The sequence below is a fragment of the Paenibacillus nicotianae genome, from assembly GCF_042681745.1.
Classification (GTDB): Bacteria; Bacillota; Bacilli; order Paenibacillales; family Paenibacillaceae; genus Saccharibacillus; species Saccharibacillus nicotianae.
The window spans coordinates 2976962-2999213 of sequence record NZ_JBHUGF010000010.1; the positions used below are offsets into that span (position 1 = coordinate 2976962).

Genomic DNA, 22252 nt, shown 5'->3' on the forward strand with positions numbered 1-22252 from the left:
TTTACAGGAAAAGACGATCATTATCAACCTATTTCAGATGTAGAAACAGATCCATTATTCGCTAGCGATGTCCCTCCTCCTGCGCCGACCAAGCCTTCAACAGGAAATGCGCTGGTAGACAAAACATTACGTGAAGTGATTCGTTCTGCTGAAAAAACAGCCGGAGAACCACCGACCGAGACAGAAACAAGTGAGCTTCCACTGCACTCTCATCTTAAAGGCAAAGTTGTGGTGATCACAGGTGGAGCAGGTGTATTATGTCGCACGATGGCTTATGAATTAGCGCGACAAGGATGCAAAATTGCTATCTTGAATCGTACATTAGCCAAAGGTGAAATGGTAGCGGCAGAGATTCGGGATGCAGGTGGAGAAGCGATTGCTGTAGCCTGCGATGTGACCAAAGAAGACAACGTAATTCTAGCCGAAGCAACAGTAATGGCTGAATTTGGAGCTTGCGACATTCTGATTAATGGAGCAGGCGGGAATCATCCTGATGCGAATACGACAGAAGAATCTTTTCGAGAAGAACATCTGAATGATGTCTCCAAGCAGACTTTTTACGATATTGGACTCAATGGATTTAGAGATGTGCTTGATCTGAACATGATCGGGACATTGATTCCTACCCAGATCTTCTCACGTAATATGATCCATCGCGAAGGTGCAACCGTAATTAATATTTCGTCGATGAGTGCATATTCACCAATGACCAAAGTACCGGCTTATAGTGCTGCCAAAGCGGCGATCAATAACTTTACCCAGTGGTTAGCTGTACATTTCGCTGATGCAGGGATTCGGGTAAATGCGATTGCACCTGGCTTTTTCTTAACCGATCAAAATGCGAAAATGCTCAAACACGAAGACGGTTCATACAACGAACGTTCTGAGAAAATTATCGCTCATACGCCAATGCGCCGATTCGGTGAACCCAATGATCTATTAGGAACACTGTTATGGCTTGCAGATTCACAAGCGTCTGGATTTGTAACAGGTATTACGGTTCCGGTAGACGGTGGATTTATGGCATATTCGGGTGTGTAACTTTTTGTGAAAGCTTTATATAGACTACAATCAATATATTCATTTGATCACTATACAAAAAAGCCTGTTCGTTATCCTTATATAATCAAGGGTAAGAACAGGCTTTTGCTTGGTTGGCGATAGTTTATAATCTATCGCACTTTATCATGTATGATTTGCTTTTAGTACAAAAGTAGATCATTCCGGCAGTATTTCCAATCAATTAATACTTGGAAGTCGCCAACTTTTTATCCTGTAGATAACCTTCATAATCTTCGCGGAAAATAGCACGACTGGCAAAGCCCATCACAATTGCGGCTAAAGTTAATAATCCTGCGAGTAAATACATATTGCTCATACCGAACGTATCGGCAAACCAGCTTAATAACAACATCGCTATCGCAAAGGTAAGATTACTCAGTACACTCCAAGCCGACATCACATTCGGCGTTTCAGCCGGGGTTAAATTTTGCTGAATCAATGTCCGGCGAATCACACCTGCAATCTGTACAGGTAAGCCGGACAAGCCGATCAATATCAAAGCAATTAACGGCACCGTATTATAAGCGAAAAAGATCGTAATAATCACATAAGCTAGCAGACTGATTAACATCACTGGAAACGCATTTTTTTGTAGCTTTTTCACTCTGGCTACAACAAATATTCCTCCTGCAATCGATCCTACAAAAAAGGAAGCATTCATAAATCCCCACCAGCGTGCATCTTGATGTAATACTTGAACGACAAAAGCAAGTACAAATGCACCGATCCACGCCGCTCCGCCAAGTGTATCAATATTGTCTATAATCGCTAACATCCGCACACGACGATTGCGTCCAAGTACTTTCCACCCTTCCGCTAATTGTTCCCAACGGGAAGGTCGGGTAGCTGAAGATTCAGATACTGCTTCTGTTGCCAGCGTATCTTCGGCTGTGACAGCAATTAGAGAAGGCTCTGTACGTGGAGAAGCATAAGGATCGCGGATAAAAGCTGTAAATACCATCGCTAACAAATAACAAATTGCTGCAATCCACATCGTTGGAATAGCACCAATAATCGCTACAATAAGACCGCTTAATGCCCACCCCGCGCATTTGATAATCTGATCGCTGATTGACATAAATCCATTGGCTTTCATTAAGCCTTCATCATAAGCTAACCGCGGAATCAACGCATTGCGTGCCGGATCTGTCCATCCATCTAGAAAAGACATCCCGAATACAATCAAAAAAATAATCAGATAGGCAGGTGCAGTTGTACTATTTAAATAAAAGATCAAACCTGAAAATAATACAAATTGTCCGAATTGCGATACCATTAGTATAGAAGTCAGACGGTATTTGGATAACACCAATGGAGCGATAAGCCCGCTTACAATCTTAGATAACATTCGAAATAATGGAATCAGAATCGTAGTCACAAGTGAACCTGTTGCTGTAAATACCAGAGTAATCAAACTCAGTAAATATACAATATCAGCAATATTCGAAACCGTCTGTGTCCCCCATAACATGTAAAATGATTTCCGAATCAATAGCTTCGCTTCCTTTCTGATAATAGAATAAATGGATAGCAGGCACTTAAATGGCATCTACAAGTAGAATGTATGTATATTCAATTTTTAGGATAAATTATGTATAAAATTAATTTAAATTTTTGTGAAAATGCCCATTATTTAGTATATGATTTTCTTTTTCGATTTGTCAATTTTAAGTATCATATTCATGTGTTATATTATGCTACATTCAAGAATGAGTTACAAGAACATATTAGACTATTCATCACTTATTTTCTATATAAAAATAACGCAATCAAGTCATAAAAAGAAATAAAAAAGACTTTCACTGCTATCATGGCAGTAAAAGTCTCTTATAGATGTGTATTTGTACTATGAACTAGATATTAATCTTTATACGGATCAAATTCATTCGCTCCTGCCATACAGACACCGACCGGTCTAAGTACGTGCAGGATATCTAATGTTTCGTGATGAGCATCCAGTACAGTCTGTAACTTACGATAAGCAAATGGACTTTCATCGGTATCTGCTCCGCGTAATTCTACGCCAAAATCAGCTACTGCGGCTTGCATCTGTTCCGGACTGATCTGTCCACCAGAACGAGTACGTGTTTTCCAATTCATTTTCCCTGCGGCTTGAGTACGGCTCATTACCCGTCCTGCGCCATGAACTGTACTATAGAAAGAATCTTTATTTTCAAGGCTATCTTTGCCACGTACAATAACCGAGATATCCGCCATACTTCCACCGATAAATCCCAATTGACCGGGTGCAGAAGGAGTAGCCCCTTTACGAATCACAATCGTTTCTTGATCATTATGCACTTCTTTCCATGCAAAATTATGGTGGTTATGCACTTCAAAATCAGCTTCCGCTCCTAACACCTTCAGCACTTCTTGAATCACATAATCACGACCTGCATACGCATAACGTCCAGCAAGCTTCATCGCGCGGTAATACATATCTCCTAATTCGTCGTTCATATTCAGCAGTACAGGTGGTTGATCCATATGTTCACCCGGTGCTTTGGCTAGAAATTCTCGTCCCGCGGCTAAATTAAGAAAGCCACTTGCTGTTTTGTGTCCAAATCCACGACTCCCAAAGTGATTACCAATCCACAGCTTGCCACTGACAGGCTCAACAAATAAATCGACATAGTGATTACCACTACCTACTGTTCCTAATTGATTATGAGCTAATTCTTTTAACAGATTATGCGTTTTGAGATCACCTGCTGTTTTGTATACATCCCAATCGTGATCATCGAACAGTTCATGATCGACTTTGTGTTTGTTATTTCGTCCAACTCCAAACGAAATCGTACCTGCAATTTGGTCCATAATGTTGCTGATATTCGGCAATACATCTGCCGCCATCAGATTGGTACGAACTGCTTTATTTCCACATGCGATATCGTAGCCTACACCTGATGGAGAAATTTGTCCATCATAAGCGACGACTCCACCAATTGGTTGGCTGTATCCTTTATGATGATCTGCCATTAATAAAGCTTGTACGACATTACCGGTTTGCGCGCAGGTTACCGCCTGACTCAACGCACCTGCATCCGGTTCACCCCAGACACGTACACCATCTATGACTTGAAAAGCCACTGTATTCACGCTCCTTCAGTTATTTTAAGATTATTTTAATCGTTGGTTTGGTTCTACAAATGCAATCTATAATCGTGGATCAACAGCATCGGATTCTAAAGACAATGCCGCTAATACACATTCATGAATATGTTCCAGACGATCACGTCTTACAAATCGTTCTACCGATTCTACACTCAAAGCAAATTCCATCAATGCATGCCGTTCTTTTTTACGCGTTTTGCGTTGTTTGAGACGACTCAAGTTATTCGGATGCAAATAATCGATACCGTAGATCATATGCAGATATTTGCGCCCTCTTACTTTGATCGCAGGTTGGATTAATTGTTCACGATGATGTGTAATCATATGCTCTGGCTTAATGACTATACCTTCATGCCCATCTTCTGTTAACTGTTGCCACCATGCTATCACTTCTTGCTCACTAGCAGTATCTGTGATTAGTTGGTACTCTGTTGCCATAAACCAATCACTATATTGTGCTAGTTCTTCTGCATGCTCCATATGCCATAGATGTATCTGATCCATCAACGATCCTGTGCTATGTGCCAGTATATGAAAAGGAGCGATTCGTATCCCGTCCATTCCATCGGTATCCCAACAATATTGCTGGAACGTTTCTCTGAAAATGGCTGCATTTTGCTGTTTGATTGTCCATTCCTCAATCCATTCATTTACATCTACTCCAGCACTTTGAGCTTTGCGTAATTGAGTGACAATATAATCTCGATCCATTGTAGCCGCTTCAGACACATGCCCATATTGAGAAGCGATCAATTCACGAGCTTTGAGATTCCAGGGTACAATTTCAGCATCCATCAATACAAATTCGGTCTGATACTTTGCAAAATAACCGGCTTCTTCTAATTGTTGTTGTAACGTTATCAAGACTTCACGCTCTAGCTCATTCTGGAAAAAAGCTCTACCTGTACGTGTATAAATGCTTCCGTTGAGCGGTCTACCGATATAAGGAATAGCTGCTTGTTCATTACGGAATAATAACAATATGGCGCGACTACCCATATGCTTTTTCTCAGCAATCATCGTATTCACTTCATGGGTACGATAATACGCTATCGCTTCTGCTGGATGTTCCAGATAATTCTCAGCAACTGCCGCTTGGGGCGGTGGTGTCATGGTTGGTGGAATATAGATCAATTCTTCTAACGGAATCGTATAATGTGAAGTAGTATCTAACGCTGTTTTCACAAATTCACTTCGTACTTTCACTTCTCCATAGACATCTGTCTGCACTGTATATCCATCAATCAAGCGTGATAAAGACGGCGGAGCGAATCGTCCTTCTTCCCAGCGAACAAGTGGACTATCTGGATCTTGTGCATAATCAGCGTAAGCTTTGACACTGATAAAAGTCTGTTCAGGATAACGATATGCAGTGAGCATCCCACCGAATACAGCACCTTGATCAATATTAATCGTCTGATTAACTGTGGTAGGTTGTGGACGAGGATCATGTCCCCATATAATCCATTCCCCTGAAGTATGATCTGCAAACCAATCTTTACGAATCGGCTTGCCTGCTTCATCGGTTCCTTCAATATCTCCATAACGGCAATAATCATCGATTCGTTTGGAGTTTTTACCGATAAAATCATCTCGAATCCCTGCATGAGTCACAACAACCCGCTGAACACCCTGCTGGGTAAATACAAGATGCGACGGTGTAGATAACAACATCTGTTTTAGCTTTTCTTTTAATACCAGTGTGGCTTCTTCTCCATGCTCAGCTTCGTATTGGTGGAATGCTTCGATAATCTGCTCATCGCCATGATTCATGGTGACCTGTCTGCCTTCCAAATAACGAGCGATCTTCCAACCATGATTACTATCGACCATCCATGCTAGTTCTGCATCCAAATGCTTTTGCCAGAAAATCATAGTTTGCAGTGATTGAGGTCCCCGGCTCATAATATCGCCAACCGATACGAATCGACGTCCTTCAGCATGACGATACAATCCATCTGTATCCGCTACATACCCTAGACGCTGAATCAATTCGATCATCTCGTCATAACAACCATGAATATCTCCAATCACATCAATACCTTTCGTAAGTTCGATCAACATCGGATTAGTAGAACGTTGCCATTGTATATCAGCATATTTGTGCTCTTTAATCACATAGACCGAATCAAATCCCTCACTTCGTAATCCTTTGATCGTTCGTTTAAATTGATGGGCTTGTTGCTTCACACGTTGTCGACCTCGTGGATGTTCGCGAGTACGATCACGTTCTATTAAAGTCTGATCTGATATATCAAGTGCAATCAATATCACAGGTACATGGTATCGTTTACCCAATGCGATATAGAGAGCACGATCTTCCGGTTGCAAATGAGTTGCATCAACCACCGTTAATTTATTTAAGCGACAGCGTGCGACCAATACATCTTGCATCACTTTGAATGCCTGATCAGAAATGCGTTTGTACTGTTGATACATCACTTCGCCTTCTTCACGAGAAGGTCGTCGCCAATCGATATAATCAATATCTCCAACCATTTGTCTGAATTGATCAGAGGACAGACTTTCATGTTCTCCAATCACTTGTTGTTGTTTCAATTGCTTGATCAATGTACTTTTTCCACTATTGGATGCACCCATTAACAGTACGATGCCTGCATAAGGAATTTGAATAGGATATGTTGATACATCAGTACGTGGTTCTGTTATTTGCCTGCTCATATATGCTGTCCTCCTGTTCTGCGAAATACAACCATCTGTGTAGGTTGTCCATGCTGTTCATGCTTATCACCGATCCCTGAGATCGTAAAAGTATACGGTCTGTTTTGTATCCACTGTGTACAATATTGCTCCAATTCCGCTCGTGTCCATTCAAATCGGTGATCTGTATGACGAATCTCATCAGCATCCATCTGGTAGACTTCATTATATTCTCGATTCGGTGTGGTCATGATTAAAGTCTGTGGACGGTAATCTGTGAATAACGTGTGGATGACTTGTGGCAATCGTACTTCGTTAATATGCTCAATCACTTCGCACAAAATAATCACATCTTGATCGAACCAGCGTTCATCTCGATAAAATAACGAACCAGTAGTAATGACAGGAATTACATCATCTGTACGTCCTTCTAACTTGGCAAACCGATCAATCGCTCGTAATTGAGATTGCATCGAAGGCTCAACTGCCCAGACCTTTTCCACTCCTTCAATCTGTCCAAGACGAACCGATAATTTACCTTCACCTGCTCCAAAATCAATCACTTGCTTACGCTGTGGCAATAGACTAACTTGCTCGACTATCGCACGATAACGTAATTCATTCAATCTCACTACAGGTGTTTCAGTTTCAGTCTCTATCGTATTAATACGTTCTAGTTGTTGTTCTGTGGACTGAGCTTGCTCTTTGTTACTTTGTATCGAATTTGTTGATATCTCTGTTGATAAAGCATCTATCGATGACTCTTTTGCTACTTGTTGTTCATATTCTTTAACTAACGGTGCAAATCGTAGACTGCGCTTAATCATCAAATCATGCTGTGGATGTGTGGATAACCAACCTTCGCCATAACGTCGTAAGCGTTCAATCTCATCTTCATTGATGTAATAATGTTTATAATTATCCAGAACTGGGATCAAAATATATAATTGCCGTAGCATCTGTTGTAATGTTTGTTGCCCGCTAATCTGAATATGACGTACGGTACTGCGGTTTTTGAGATCAAATGAATAATCAATCTCGCCACGCTCTATCTGCACCTCATAACCAAGTGGTTGGAACAACGACTCTATAACATGATCTGGCAAATCAGAAGCTACCGGCCCAAATGTCATTTGTAATGTAAACCGATAATTTACCCAATTGATATAATCTGCTTTGGGCTTGCCATTGAGTGCTGTACCTAACGCTGGACGAATATAACTGCAAAATAAGCTACTCACAGCCAATTCACGATCATTGATATATTGTGTAATATCATAATGATCTGGAGTGCCTTTGACCAATTCAATCGGATCGGGTGTTACAAATAACATAGCTTCTGTGTCTTGTGGTTGAGACGACGTATACACCAGCCGTACTCTAGCCCCTTTTTCAGTGCGGTCGTAAAGATTGTGTGGATTTTTAGCTAATAAATGCGAGATCATACTCGCGTGTTCTCCTGTTGCTTTGATTGTTAAATACATCTGTATTCCCTCCTTCAAATTCACCATTATTCATGTACAGCTAGATTTGTGCATAAAAAAAGACCACAGACTTAGTCGTCTGCGGTCTCTACAGTGCAATATACACTGGAATCATTATACGGTAAGATACAACTGGATCACTCTATATTCCTAAATATAGAGGACAAGCGGTAATCTATAAGCATATGTATTCTAACAAGATTAAAAATCTTGCGAGGTCCGATCAGAATGATAAGTCGTTATAATACGTATCCAATTGCGCTGACTATGATAAAATTGTTCATCTGTCTTTAAATCAAATAGTGTCAAATTGGGATTATAACTCATCTTCTCGTGACCTCCTTTTTCTTATATATTGGTATTTCTACATAGTTGATGTATCCAATCAGGCAAACTTTTCTGTCTGAATTGTGACCATCATATAACGTTTTTCCAGACACTGTCAACACTATCGTGAATACGTCATCCTAGCGCATAAATAATAAACACTACAATATAAATCACAACCGCTACGCCAAAACTTCGAATCGCCCACTGTATTCGTTTCTTTTTACGCTCCATATAAGCTTGTATTTCAGCATCATCGTTACGCCTTCTAACACCGATTTCTCCAAATCCACGACTGCTCAAAATAACTGCTAGTACCATAAACAATGTTCCAATCCATGCCAGTGTGTTAATCAACAAAATATCTCGTCCTTTACGCAATTACGCTTTATTTTTTTGAATACATCAATCGACTTTTTTTGATCTTACGTATACGCTATTTATTGGGTAGTGATTTCTTTAGTCGCTTGTGAACGAATAGCACGTTGTGCTAATTGAGTGATCGTGACATCATCCATTGGCGGGTTATGCAGACCAAAGCGTACATCACGATATAATCGTTGTAGTGGATGGCTCATTGCTAGACTATGAGCGCCAACAATACGCATCGCTTGATCGGTAACAGAGATTGCTGCTTGAATAGCTACTGTTTTGACTGCTGCAATATCAGGACTATTCCAGTTCTGGTAATCGGACAATGATCCTTTTCCAGCAGACAGTACATGCTGTTGTTCGATATCCCAACGGTTAGCTACAGCATACATAAAATGACGTGCTGTTGTAAGTTCCAGCTCTAATTGCCCTAATTTCTGCTGAATATGAGGCAAATGAATAATCGGTTCATTTACACTATTCGGTTGATACGTTGATGCAAAATCAAGCGCATGTTGTCGTGCTGCTATCGCTATTCCCAGATAACTAGCAGGAATATTCATCATATACGCACTCAATTCCCATTTACGTGGTTGATCCGGCGTTATATTGGGACGGATACCGACACAAGCTTTGGCGGGTAACATCACATTTTCCAATACTAAATTATGACTGGCCGTTCCGCGCATCCCTACCATATCCCAGACAGGGTCTATAGATACCCCTTCTACTGTACGTGGAATAAGAAAATCAGCTACATTACCATCCGGTTCAAGTGTTACTGAGATCAGGAAATAATCGAGCATTGGCGACATCGTTGTAAACGATTTTCTACCATTCAGTATATAACTCTCTCCTGAACGAGTCGCTTTGGTCTGTGGTTTACCTCCACGCGAAGGACTACCTGTTGCCGCTTCCGAATCCGCACGATTGATCAATGCTCCATGTTCAACGACATCACGACAAAGATCAGTAAAAACAGCTTCATCCCATGTACGGCTTTGCGCTAGATTAAACATTGAAATATGATGCCAGCCTATCGCTATCGCTGTCGGTGCATCCACTTGAGCGATCCGTTCCTGACAAAGCAGAAAGTCTGTCAGCGAGATGGCTTTACCGCCATATTCTTGAGGAACTGAAAACGTATGATAATTAGCATCTTTGAGCGCTTGAATTAGCTCTGTATTTAAATGATTATGTTCATCTGCTTCTACAGCTCCATCTGCATAACGATCGGCTATATCTCCGATCCATTGTACCAACTCTTGTTGCTCCGCAGTCACTGCAAAATAATTCTGTATATTCATCGATAAGCACCTCGGTTTCAGATTGTATTATTCTACATTTGCAAATGATGCCCGTATTTCGGTAGGCGAACCATTACGGTATTTTTTGAAAGTTCGACTAAAATACGAAATATCGTTATACCCAGAAGCCATCGCAATCTCAGCTACCGTCATACTGCTATTAAGCAATAAATATTCCGCTCGATTGATACGTACACGATTGATATATTCGGTCACTGTGCGATTGGTCAATTCGTGAAAAAGACGGCTGAAATGAAAACGGCTCAACCCTGCCATCTGCGCCAGTTGCTCTACAGGAATCTCTTCTGCATAATGCTGTTCGATATATTGCAAAATAGGCGTAAATCGCTCCAAGTTTTTGATTCGACTATGATGATTTTGCCAGTTAGAATCATCGATTACATAATGACGTACAAGCATCGTAAGCAAGCGATACATATTGGATTTGATCGATAATTCATACCCCAAATGACGTGTTTTGAATTCATCTACAATCTCGTTCATACAACGTTCAAGCGCATCATCTGCTGTGATATAACTTTGAAACAGTAACCGATTCTGTGTCATCGGAGTAATAAATTTGGTCTCGACTGCATCTTGAGACAGACTTTGCAATGAAGATAGGTCAGCAATAAGCGCATAATAGACCAGATGATTACATAGACTTATCCCATGATGAAGATCATTACTATTCAACACAATAATATCTCCTGCATGGACATGAATCGGTACTGAATTACATTCTATAATTGCTTCGCCTTCTTCAAAATACAGAAATTCCATATGAGGATGCCAGTGGTGCGGGAATAGAATCTGTCCGTACTCTGAAGAATGGCAAAAGTTCATTTTGATAGGAAAATAAGGATCAGGCATATTCATCGGTTCTTGCAAATCTACAGGCCAGTTCATAAAGGTACTCCTTTACCAGCAACATGTACTTTTTTGTTCCTTTTCTTTCTCTATTGTATCATTTCAAATCGCACAATAGTACAAACAAACCGCACACCGCTTCATGACCATCGTAGCAAGACATTATATAATTTCAACAGAGCAGTACTTTTCCAAAGAAATACATATAGGTATATGATTACATTCCCATGATTTACCCTAATTCATGTGTACTTTGCTTGAAGTAAAGACACTAAAGGAGACTATGTATGACAACCAAAATTGGTATAGGTGTAATCGGTGTTGGCAGTATTTCAGAATTTCATTTAAAACCGTATAACAATCATCCAGATGTACAGATTATTGGTGTCTGTGACCTTAATACAGAACGTGCACAGACGGTAGCTAAGCAATATGAAGGCGCAATCGCGTATACCGATTATCAAGAACTTCTAGCGAATCCAGATATTGATGCGGTTAGTATCTGTACATGGAATAACAGTCATGCCGAGATTAGTATCGCGGCACTTCAAGCAGGCAAGCATGTATTGGTAGAGAAACCTCTTTGCCGTACTGTAGAAGAAGCAGAACAAGTACAAGCGGCTGTCCAAGCGACAGGCAAATTATTGCAAGTTGGATTTGTACGTCGCTATGATTCCAATGCACAGATGTTGAACCAATTTAGTCAACAAGGAGACTTCGGTAATATTTATTATGCTAAAGCTTCTTATATTCGTCGTCTTGGTAATCCGGGCGGTTGGTTCAGCGATATCAAGCGTTCTGGTGGTGGGCCATTAATCGATATTGGTGTTCATGCCATCGATCTATGCTGGTATCTCATGGGTAGACCTGAACCGTTATCTGTAAGCGGTAATACGTATCATGAGCTAGGTAATCGAGCCAATGTACAACATTTATCCCGTTACCAAGCCGCTGATTACGATGCCACTCAAAATGATGTAGAAGATATGGCAAATGCGATGATTCGTTTCAAAAATGGAGCTTCACTAATCGTAGATGTAAGCTTTAGTCTGCATGCCAAGCAAAATGAAGGCATGATCAAATTGTATGGAACAAAAGGTGGATTTGAAGTTGATCCAGCTATTCATATCACAACAGAAAAGTATAATACTGTACTGAATATTGAACCGCAAACCGATCATAAAGATTTTCAATTTGAGCAAGCTTTTGATAATGAAATCAAGCACTTTATCGATTGTATTCAGACAGGCAAGCAACCGCTAAGCCCTGTTGAAGATGGGGTGCAGATGATGCGTATGCTAACTGCAATCTATGAATCTGCTAAGCTCGGCAAGGAGGTCATATTATGAAGCTCGGACTGAGCACGTATAGTCTGCATGGACAATTAAGTTCGGGTGCGATGAGCGTACCGGATGTGATTGACTTTGCGGCAGATCACGGAGCTGTTCATGTAGAGATTGTTCCTCTTAGCTACAATCTGACAGAACAGCCTGAACTGATCGAACAGATTGTCACTCGCGCTCGTGAACGTGGGATTGAAATCTCCAATTATGCAATCGGTGCTAATTTTTTAACAGAAAATGATGAAGAGTACGAGAAAGAAATCCAGCGTGTGATGGATGAAGTGACTATCGCTCATCAATTAGGGGTTACATTAATGCGCCATGATGTCGCTTCATCAACAGACGTATCGATCCAACATTTCAATCAACAATTGAACCGTCTCGCTTCGGCTTGTCGGCGTATTGCAGATCATGCACAGCAATATGGCATCACAACCAGTGTCGAAAATCATGGTTTTTTTATTCAACATGCAGATCGTGTACAGACGCTTATTCAGACTGTTGATCGTCCGAATTACAAAACAACACTCGATATCGGTAACTTTCTTTGTGCTGATGAAAACCCGATAGCTGCTGTTGCTCAAAATTTGCCTTATGCATCAATGGTTCATATCAAAGACTTCTATATTCGTCCTGGGTATCGCCCTCCCGGTGAAGGTTGGTTTACCAGTACAGCAGGACAATTTCTACGTGGAGCGATTATCGGTCAAGGTGATATCGATATGTGGGAAGTACTACGTCTTGTGAAACATTCTGGATATGATGGATATCTTTCTGTCGAATTTGAAGGTATGGAAAATGACTTGCTTGGTGCGCGGATAGGACTTGCCAATGTACAAAGAATATGGGACGAGGTGTAAGCATATGGTCACAACGTTAGGCAAAATTGGTGTTATTTCAGATAGCTTCGGTCTAGGCGTAAAAGCAGACTTGCAAAAAGCAAAAGAAGTCGGTGCAGACGGTGTGCAGATTTGGGCAACTCAAGGCGAAATGGAACCTGATCAACTTGATGCTACAGCGCGCGCCGAGCTCAAACAATATCTAGCCGAACTGGGACTGGAAGTCTCTGCGCTCTGTGCAGATTATGGTGGTCATGGATTCCGTAATGAAGCAGATAATGTCTGGAAAATCGAAAAATCCAAAAAAGTCATGACACTGGCGCTTGAACTAGGCAGTCCGATTGTGACTACTCATATCGGTATTGTGCCTGAAGATGAGAACGATCCTATTTATAAAGTGATGCAATCTGCTTGTAATGAATTAGCCGCTTTTGCTTCTTCTCTTGGAGGGTATTTTGCAATTGAGACAGGCCCTGAACCAGCATCGCGCCTCAAATCTTTTCTGGATTCGTTAGAAAGTAAAGGCGTTGCTGTCAATTATGATCCTGCTAATATGGTGATGGTTACAGGCGATGATCCTGTGCAAGGTGTCTATACGTTACGTGACTACATCGTACATACTCATGTTAAAGACGGTACTCGTACGCGTGAAGTCAATCCTCATGATGTGTATGGTGATCTAAGCCACGAACAGATTGCTGCGATGAACGATGGCAGTATAGGATTCAGCGAAGTGCCACTTGGTGAAGGACAGGTTGATTTTCCGGCTTATTTTGCTGCTTTACAGGATATTGGATATACCGGTTATCTGACGATCGAACGTGAAGTCGGTGACCAACCAGAGCAAGATATTCGGCAAGCTGTTGCGTTTATTAAGCAATACAAATCCACTCTTTAATCATGCTTGATTAGGGTAAATAGTAAGCCTTTAAATGATCACTTCTACCTTGATGTATAGACGAGTATACGATGTCTATATAGAGTAGCAGAGTGATCTTTTGAAGGCTTTTTTCATTGGATTAGATTGACTGTTGTATATTCAGACTGACTTCCACTACTTTATGTTGTGGTTCGTAATTTCCTTTGATCTGCGCGTGTACTAATTCTACCGCCAGCCTCGCAATTGTCCGTTCATCTTGTTTCAAATAACCGACTCCCGGCAATTCAGGATCATCAAAAGAAATCAATTCTACGGTCTCTGTCTTTTTCAATTCGACTAATGACGCATATGTCAATTTGGCTGCTTCTGCGCTCAATGCCAGCACTGCGGTAACTTGTGGATGATGAGTGATGAAATGGGTAACATATTCTTTTCCCTGCTGATTACGCAAAATATCAAGCGGAATATGACACCACAAATTTTTATCAATCGAGATCTGATGATCGATATAAGCTTTTTCAAAACCAACTGTACGATCTTCAATCACTGTATTCGTACGATCCGGTGAAATTAAAGCAATATGGCGGTGCTGTTTGCTTAACAGATACACGATCGCTTCATAGGCTGCGCTCAAATTGTTCGAAGTGATCCGAAATGTCTCGATATTGCGTAGATACCGATCCATAAATACAAACGGAAATTTATCCAGCGATAACCGTAATAACGATTCATTATATTTCTCATCTTCTGTTGGAAATACGATCATCCCCTGCGCCCCGATCGACAGCAAGCGATCAATCGCTTCGCTCTCATTGTTAGAAGATTCGCGTGTAATATGAAGAATCAGTTGATAACCCAATTGACCTGCATAATACTCGCTATAATCAATCATTTTCTGGATAACATTGGTTTTCATCGTTGGAATAATAAGCCCGATCAGTGGTAGATTGACCACAGGAACACTTGATAATATTCGTGTCTGAGTTCCATATATCGAGTCCGATTGGCTTGGATGATTACACTCTTGCTCTTTCCAGCATACAAACGTACCTTTCCCCTGAACACGTATGACCAACCCTTCTTCTGCAAGACCTATCAAAGCATTTTTCACTGTAATTTTACTCACTTGATATTCATCCATCATTTCTTGTTCTGAAGGTACACGATCTTTGTAACGTAATTCACCTGAAATGATTTTCTCTTTAATCTGCTGTTTGATCTGCTTATACAGCGGTAGTTTTTTCATTTTTTGTGTTCACCTCCAGCATGATTTTTTACCATTTTTTATAGCATAACACTTTTAATGTAAACGTATACATTTTGTTTGGAGCAGATTATAGCACAGAAATAATCGTTTTATGTAAAATATATTTTTACTAAATTTATAACCAATTGAGTATATAAATCCTAAATCAGCAAACGTATACTACAGAAATGAAGCGTTTACATTTTGAATTTGGAGGTCATTTATGAAAAAGTCAGGCTTATTACTCTCTTCTTTGCTACTGGTCACGACTCTTCTTTCTGCTTGTGGTAACTCTACCGATTCTTCTTCTGCTGCTGGTGGAAGTGGAAGCAATGACAAAGTGACATTGACCGTAACTCACTATATGGTCGAAAAACCAAAAGTCGATACATTCAAAAAATTAACCGATCGTTTTACAGAATTGAATCCTAATATTACGTTTGACGTACAAGTGATGCCTGTGGATAAATACAATGACAATATCAAAATGAAAGTCGCAGCAAGCGATGTACCTGATATTATTTTCGGTCGTCCACAAGGTATGGTCGATATTACCAAAGCAGGTGCTTTTCTCGACCTTACCAACGAACCTTTTATTCAAAAAGTAAACAAAGACTATCTCCCTAACGTATCTTACGACGGTAAGGTGTACGGATTGCCTACCGATCTTATGACCAATGCAGTGATCTACAACAAAGATTTATTCAAAAAAGCAGGTGTTGAAGTTCCCAAAACATACTCTGAACTGGTAAAAGTAGCTCAAACATTACAATCCAAAAATATCACTCCATTTGCCGCTTCATGGAAAGATGGCGCTTCGTATATGAGCTTTATGTGGCCGGATATGTGGGGAACATTGCTCAAAGATAATCCAGATTATGCTGGTAAAGTGATGTCAGGCGAGACCACTTTTGCAGCGATTCCGGGTTACAAAGATTTCTTAGGACGTGTAAATACACTAAGTTCTTTCGCCAATAAAGATGCGGCTGATATTGATTATGATCGTTCACTTCAATACTTTGCACAAGGTAAAGCAGCGATGGATATTATGGGTAGCTTCGCTATTGGAACGATTCGCAATTATAGCCCTGACGGTAATTTCGGTGTGTTTATGTATCCGGCAACCGATACCCCTGAGAATAATGTAATGACTTATTCAACTGATGATACATGGATGATTGGCGCGCAATCCAAAAATCTAGATGCCGCTAAAAAATTCTTAACATTTATGGCTTCGGATGAAGGTGCTCAAATCTGGGCAGATGGCGTACAGACTTTAAGCGCGATTTCAGCAGATATCAAACCAGCCAAACAAGATCCAATCGCCGAAGAATTTCAAACGATTTTCAAAACAGGCAAAGTGGTTAACAATCAGGTCAAACCACTATGGTATGGTCAATATGATGATACATGGCAAAAAGATTTAACGTTCTTCCTTGTCTCTGATCCTGCTACACGTAGCGTCGATGAATTGTTGCAAAAATTAGATGCTGACTTTGCTCGTATTAACAAAATGAATTAATGTTATCTCTTTTATTCTAACTATATGTGGTGGTGATCTCGTGACCCGTAAATACAAAGACGAACTGCTCAAGTTCACTTTTATCGTTCCTGCACTACTATTTTTTATACTTGTTGTTGTGTTTCCTTTTTTTCGCGGAGTCAATATCGCTTTCACCAACTGGAACGGTATCGATATGTCTTACGATTATGTAGGTCTGCATAATCTCAAATTACTATTTACCGATACAGAACTGCTAAATCCGATCAAAAACACCTTGTTTTTCGCTATTTTCACTACCGTATTTATCAATGTAATCGGCTTGGGACTTGCTGTAGCACTGAATACCAAGTTCCCGGGTGTTAATTTGCTCAAAAGTTTTATCTTTATGCCGATGGTGATCAGTCTTGTACTGGCAGCTATTATCTGGCGTTATATTTACAGCGATATTTTTCCGACGATTTTCCATACCGATGGAGGTCTACTCGGAAATCCTACGACAGTAATGCTAGGGATATCGATTATTAGTGTCTGGAAAGAAGTCGGTCTGGCAATGGTTATTTATTATGCAGGACTACAGACAATTCCCAAAGATATGTACGAATCAGCGCATATAGATGGCGCAGGTAGCTGGACCCAATTTTCCAAAATCACTGTTCCTTTGTTGATGCCTGCATTTACGTATTGTATTCCACTCTGGATCGGTACCGGATTACGGCAATTTGATTATCCGATGGTCGCTACCAAAGGCGGCCCGGGTACATCATCTGAGACATTAGCGATGTATGTGTACAATTATGAATTTCCTTATTTCAAAGCAGGTTACGGACAAATGGCAGCGCTGATGTTATTCTTCTTTATCTTGATCGTAACAGTGTTCGTCACGAACTATTTCCGCAGAAGAGAGGTGGAATATTGAATACTTCGGTTCCGATCGTACAGGTCAAAGAAACGCCTAATCGTCGCTTTCCCAAAGTTTTACGAGTAATTATGCTGTATATTATCGCTATTTTGTTTTTATTTCCGTTTTATATCGCGATCGTGTATTCGATCAAAACACCTGTAGAAACAGCTCAAAGTCCGCTTGCTTTTCCAACACATATTGCATGGTCTAACTATAGTGATGCGATAGCCGCTTCTAACTTTTTTCTTGCTTTGCGTAATAGTGTGTTAACAACGATCGGTACTGTCCTTTTGACGATTACGGTCTGTTCGATGGCAGCTTATATGATTGCTCGTAACAACAATCGGTTTTACAACTTTTTCTACTATCTATTTATGTCTAGTATTATGTTGCCTTTCCAAGTACTTATGTTTCCACTGTACAAAACATGGACAGAACTGCATTTATTAAATACAATTCCAGGTCTAATTATTGCTTTGACCGGTGTACAGATTGGTTATTTTGCTTTTCTGTATGTAGGCTTTATCAAGACGGTTCCGCGAGAATTAGAAGAATCTGCTACGCTTGATGGCGCATCTAGATATCGAACCTTTTTTAGTATTATTTTCCCGTTACTCAAGCCAATCAATTCAACGATTCTAGTACTGAGCGCGCTTGGAGCATGGAATGACTTTGTGGTATCAATGATTATCGTGCAGAAAAAAGAAGCTTCTACATTACCGCTTGTTCAATTTCAATTTTTCGGTGAATATACATCAGAGATCAATATGGCATTTGCAGCGATTATTTTGTCGATGATTCCAATTATGGTGTTCTATCTATTCGCGCAAAAATATATTATCGGCGGTGTGACGGCTGGAGCTGTGAAAGGATAACACTGATCACATCACTATAGTACATGACAGCTACTACAAAGGAGTTTTGAGATGGATACTCAATCTTCACCTTCTTCTGCTACACTTACTTATCGCAATCCAATTATTGAACAACGTGCTGATCCGTGGGTGTATCGACATACCGATCAACAATATTATTTCACTGGTTCTGTTCCTTCTTTTGACTATATCGAACTTCGACGCGCCGCTACGATTCAAAGTCTGGCTGATGCAGAACCTGTTATAGTATGGCGTAAGCCTGATAGCGGGCCAATGAGTCATTTAATCTGGGCTCCCGAAATTCATTATATCTATAATAAATGGTATATCTATTTTGCCGCCGCAGCTACAGATGAAATTGTGGATGGTCTTTTCCAGCATCGTATGTTTGTACTGGAAAATGATCATCCTGATCCGCTACAAGGTTTATGGATTGAAAAAGGACAAATCGTTACACCCTGGGATACTTTTGCTCTAGATGCGACAACATTTATACATCAAGATCAGCAATATCTGTTATGGGCACAAAAAGAACCTGAAGTCGATGGCAATTCTAATTTATACTTATCTCTTATGGCAAATCCATGGACACTACAAGGTACGCCAACCCGACTAACTATCCCTGAACTATCATGGGAATGTATAGGATTCAAAGTCAACGAAGGCCCTGCTTTTTTAAGAAAACAAGATCAATTGTTTATCAGCTATTCTGCCAGCGCTACCGATCATCATTATTGTCTTGGATTACTTACAGCAGATACGAATAGTGATATTCTAAATGCTGAATCATGGAGCAAAAGCGATCAGCCTGTATTTGGCACAGCCGAAGCTCATTCTCAATATGGCCCCGGACATAATTGCTTTACGATCTCCGAAGATGGTCAACATGATGTGATAATCTATCATGCTCGTAATTACAAAGAAATTTCAGGCAATCCATTATATGATCCGAACCGCCATATGCGCGCTCAAGTGATCCAATGGAAGTCCGACGGTACACCTGACTTTGGTATACCTGTTGCTGATACTATACAGACCGATTGAAATCTATCTGTCCATTAGCTACCAAGCAAAGAATTTATTTTGTTATTTTTCACCTTTTACCTCTTACTTCTTACTTCTTACTTCTTATCAAATAAATAAACTATTATCAAAAAAAACCTTTGTATCACTGAGATATTTCAGCGACGCAGAGGTTTTTTGATTGATTTTCTATTATATATGTAATATTCGCTTTACTTCTGTATTTATTTTAAAATATTTCATACATATAACCATACAAAAGAAAGAGCGCAATTCCCCAGATCATCAAAGCTGAACATTTGTTCAATACATGTAACCATCTACCAGAGGAATCCAGTCGACCTACCCAATGCCCACTTACTGCCAGACAGACAAACCATACCCACGAAACGATAATACATGTGATTGTAAAAATAAATTTGTCGATCCCTTCATACGGTAATGAACTAATCCCGATAACACCGATTGTATCTAGCAATGCATGTGGATTGAGCAATGATACTGATAAAGCAAACACAATCTGTTTGCGCATCGACAATGCTTGTATACTCCCCTGCTTAGAATCAGTACTGCTTTGCCATGTGATATACCCCATATATAGAAGAAACACGATTCCACCGATCATCAAAACATGCTTAATCCACGGTAATCCGAGCACTAATAATGACAATCCACCTACAGCCAGACTAATAAGTAACGTATCGCAAATACCTGCTGTTATAATTACGGGCAGAGCACGCCAGAGTGGTCGCTGTACAATCCCTTGTTGAAAAATAAAAATATTTTGTACCCCTAAAGGTAAAATAAGCCCTAGTGCTAATAAAAAAGCATGCATCACAATACCAACCATATCTGTTCTCCTTTCACTTGCATATCTAAGTCTACCTTGAATATGCTAGTAAAGGTACAGCCAAATTAATAGGATACAACCCAACCAAATCGATACTATTCTATCTTTTCTATAAAGGAGTACAATCAATGAATTATTGGAAGCCTGATCGACAATCAACTATACCTTTACATCAACAAATTGAACACTATATTCGTCATAAAATAATTAGCGGTGAATGGCCTGTCGGAACTCGTTTGCCTTCACAACGTCAATTAGCTTCTTCATTTGAAGTAAACCGGAGTACAATTACGATCGCATTAGATGAATTAAAATCATGGGGGATTATTGAGGGTAATAAAGGAGGAGGCACCACAGTCATCAACAACACATGGAACATGATTGCTGCTGCTTCACAGCAAACGATTGATTGGCAAGCGTATGTAAAGGCAGGCACACATCAACCCAATCTAAAAACGATTCAAAAAATTAATCATGCTGAATTTGCTCAAGGCATAATTCGTACAGGCACAGGCGAATTAGGCAAAGAGTTAATGCCTCATCATCAAATCTCTTCTATTTTACAACAAGCTCCATCTGAAATTTTTTTAGGATATGAAGAACCAAAAGGTAATTTTGAATTAAGACAGCAGATTGCTCAGTACGTAAAACAATGGGGTATACATTGTAGCTCTGATTCTATTTTGATCGTATCTGGATCTATTCAAGCGCTACAATTAATAGCTGTAGGACTTCTCGCTCGCCCTTCTAGTATTGTAGCTGAATCTTCATCTTATATTCGTTCTATTCAAGTATTTCAATCTGCTGGGATACCTATCCATTCTGTTGCTATGGATAAAGAAGGGATTGATCTGCAAGATTTGCAAGCTACTGTCGCTCAATATCAATCAGGATTAGTATATACCATTCCTACTTTTCATAATCCAACAGGGATATTGATGTCTGAGCAACGTCGTCGTGATCTGATCGAGCAATGCCAACAGTTACGATTACCGATTATTGAAGACGATGTATATCGTGAACTATGGTTAGATGATATTCCTCCTGCTCCACTCAAATCACAAGACACTAATGGAAATATCGTTTATCTAGGAAGCATGTCCAAAATGATGAGTCCAGGACTGAGAGTAGGCTGGGTAATCGCGCCTGAACCGGTTATCGAACGATTAGCAGATATCAAAATGCAAACAGATTACGGTTCTAGCAATCTGTCTCAATATGTTGCTACACAATGGTTCGCTCAAAGTTATCATGAACCCCATATCCAATGGGTACGTGAGCAACTACGAATACGTCGTGATCAGATGCTTGAGCTATTGCAACAATATTTTCAAGATATAGCCGATTGGGAAATACCTACCGGAGGCTTTTATATCTGGGTCAGATTAACAGTCATAGTACCGATGCAACAATTGTTTGAGCACGCTATTCAAGCTAATATCCTGATCAACCCCGGTTATTTATATGAAGCAGAAGCTACTTCATCTATCAGATTATCTTATGCGTATACTTCACCAGAGCATCTTCGCACGAGCATAGCACTTTTAAAAAAATATATTATTTTACTGAGGCGTTAGCACAATCAATAATCATT

The 22252-nt window shown here is 40.1% G+C and carries 19 protein-coding genes; 9 read left to right on the forward strand and 10 right to left on the reverse strand.

Going from position 1 to position 22252, the window contains the following annotated elements; translation table 11 throughout:
* The first annotated feature begins 201 nt into the window (after window positions 1–201).
* Window positions 202–1041 (forward strand): SDR family oxidoreductase, encoded by an 840-nt coding sequence (locus ACFSGI_RS17255; RefSeq protein ID WP_379283999.1) that lies wholly within the window; start codon window positions 202–204, stop codon window positions 1039–1041.
* 202 nt (window positions 1042–1243) lie between these two features.
* On the opposite strand, the gene ACFSGI_RS17260 is transcribed toward ACFSGI_RS17255, so the two are convergent.
* From ACFSGI_RS17260 to ACFSGI_RS17295, 8 genes are all read right to left on the reverse strand, one after another.
* Window positions 1244–2533: an MFS transporter gene (locus ACFSGI_RS17260; protein WP_379283774.1), complete on the reverse strand. Its 1290-nt coding sequence runs from the start codon at window positions 2531–2533 to the stop codon at window positions 1244–1246.
* Window positions 2534–2922: 389 nt separating this feature from the next.
* Window positions 2923–4152 carry an RtcB family protein gene (locus ACFSGI_RS17265; RefSeq protein WP_204825422.1) on the reverse strand — a complete coding sequence of 410 codons (1230 nt, stop codon included), beginning with the start codon at window positions 4150–4152 and terminating at the stop codon, window positions 2923–2925.
* A 66-nt stretch (window positions 4153–4218) separates the two neighbouring features.
* The gene (locus ACFSGI_RS17270; RefSeq protein WP_204825423.1) at window positions 4219–6858 is read right to left on the reverse strand and encodes an AAA family ATPase; all 2640 of its coding nucleotides are present in this window, start codon (window positions 6856–6858) and stop codon (window positions 4219–4221) included.
* Window positions 6855–8321, reverse strand: coding sequence for a 3' terminal RNA ribose 2'-O-methyltransferase Hen1 (locus tag ACFSGI_RS17275; RefSeq protein WP_204825424.1), 1467 nt, complete (start codon window positions 8319–8321; stop codon window positions 6855–6857). The genes ACFSGI_RS17270 and ACFSGI_RS17275 overlap by 4 nt, the downstream gene beginning before the upstream one ends.
* A 201-nt stretch (window positions 8322–8522) precedes the next feature.
* Entirely contained in the window at window positions 8523–8648 is a 126-nt protein-coding gene (locus ACFSGI_RS17280; RefSeq protein ID WP_379283777.1) for a hypothetical protein, read from the reverse strand.
* A 135-nt stretch (window positions 8649–8783) separates the two neighbouring features.
* A complete protein-coding gene (locus ACFSGI_RS17285) occupies window positions 8784–9029 on the reverse strand; it encodes a hypothetical protein (protein ID WP_379283779.1) in 246 nt (81 codons plus the stop codon).
* 59 nt (window positions 9030–9088) lie between these two features.
* Complete coding sequence (locus tag ACFSGI_RS17290) at window positions 9089–10327, reverse strand: acyl-CoA dehydrogenase family protein (RefSeq protein ID WP_204825426.1); 1239 nt, start codon at window positions 10325–10327, stop codon at window positions 9089–9091.
* Between the two features lie 27 nt (window positions 10328–10354).
* Window positions 10355–11236, reverse strand: coding sequence for an AraC family transcriptional regulator (locus ACFSGI_RS17295; protein WP_204825427.1), 882 nt, complete (start codon window positions 11234–11236; stop codon window positions 10355–10357).
* Window positions 11237–11484: 248 nt separating this feature from the next.
* Between ACFSGI_RS17295 and ACFSGI_RS17300 the strand changes: the two genes are divergently transcribed.
* Genes ACFSGI_RS17300 through ACFSGI_RS17310 form a run of 3 tightly spaced genes read left to right on the forward strand, consistent with a single transcriptional unit; the run spans window position 11485 to window position 14277 of the window.
* Window positions 11485–12546 (forward strand): Gfo/Idh/MocA family protein, encoded by a 1062-nt coding sequence (locus tag ACFSGI_RS17300; RefSeq protein ID WP_204825428.1) that lies wholly within the window; start codon window positions 11485–11487, stop codon window positions 12544–12546.
* Window positions 12543–13400, forward strand: coding sequence for a sugar phosphate isomerase/epimerase family protein (locus ACFSGI_RS17305; protein WP_204825429.1), 858 nt, complete (start codon window positions 12543–12545; stop codon window positions 13398–13400). The genes ACFSGI_RS17300 and ACFSGI_RS17305 overlap by 4 nt, the downstream gene beginning before the upstream one ends.
* 4 nt (window positions 13401–13404) lie before the next feature.
* Window positions 13405–14277: a sugar phosphate isomerase/epimerase family protein gene (locus ACFSGI_RS17310; protein ID WP_204825430.1), complete on the forward strand. Its 873-nt coding sequence runs from the start codon at window positions 13405–13407 to the stop codon at window positions 14275–14277.
* A 121-nt stretch (window positions 14278–14398) separates the two neighbouring features.
* On the opposite strand, the gene ACFSGI_RS17315 is transcribed toward ACFSGI_RS17310, so the two are convergent.
* Window positions 14399–15505: a GntR family transcriptional regulator gene (locus ACFSGI_RS17315; protein WP_204825431.1), complete on the reverse strand. Its 1107-nt coding sequence runs from the start codon at window positions 15503–15505 to the stop codon at window positions 14399–14401.
* A gap of 223 nt (window positions 15506–15728) precedes the next feature.
* Between ACFSGI_RS17315 and ACFSGI_RS17320 the strand changes: the two genes are divergently transcribed.
* Genes ACFSGI_RS17320 through ACFSGI_RS17335 form a run of 4 tightly spaced genes read left to right on the forward strand, consistent with a single transcriptional unit; the run spans window position 15729 to window position 19829 of the window.
* Entirely contained in the window at window positions 15729–17027 is a 1299-nt protein-coding gene (locus ACFSGI_RS17320) for an ABC transporter substrate-binding protein (RefSeq protein ID WP_204825432.1), read from the forward strand.
* Window positions 17028–17067: 40 nt separating this feature from the next.
* Window positions 17068–17925 carry a carbohydrate ABC transporter permease gene (locus ACFSGI_RS17325; RefSeq protein WP_204825433.1) on the forward strand — a complete coding sequence of 286 codons (858 nt, stop codon included), beginning with the start codon at window positions 17068–17070 and terminating at the stop codon, window positions 17923–17925.
* Window positions 17922–18785 (forward strand): carbohydrate ABC transporter permease, encoded by an 864-nt coding sequence (locus ACFSGI_RS17330; RefSeq protein WP_204825434.1) that lies wholly within the window; start codon window positions 17922–17924, stop codon window positions 18783–18785. The genes ACFSGI_RS17325 and ACFSGI_RS17330 overlap by 4 nt, the downstream gene beginning before the upstream one ends.
* A 51-nt stretch (window positions 18786–18836) precedes the next feature.
* Window positions 18837–19829, forward strand: a complete 993-nt coding sequence (locus tag ACFSGI_RS17335) for a glycoside hydrolase family 43 protein (RefSeq protein WP_204825435.1) — start codon at window positions 18837–18839, stop codon at window positions 19827–19829.
* Window positions 19830–20037: 208 nt separating this feature from the next.
* On the opposite strand, the gene ACFSGI_RS17340 is transcribed toward ACFSGI_RS17335, so the two are convergent.
* Window positions 20038–20658: a LysE/ArgO family amino acid transporter gene (locus ACFSGI_RS17340; protein WP_204825436.1), complete on the reverse strand. Its 621-nt coding sequence runs from the start codon at window positions 20656–20658 to the stop codon at window positions 20038–20040.
* A 128-nt stretch (window positions 20659–20786) separates the two neighbouring features.
* Between ACFSGI_RS17340 and ACFSGI_RS17345 the strand changes: the two genes are divergently transcribed.
* Complete coding sequence (locus ACFSGI_RS17345) at window positions 20787–22235, forward strand: aminotransferase-like domain-containing protein (RefSeq protein WP_204825437.1); 1449 nt, start codon at window positions 20787–20789, stop codon at window positions 22233–22235.
* Window positions 22236–22252 lie beyond the last annotated feature (17 nt).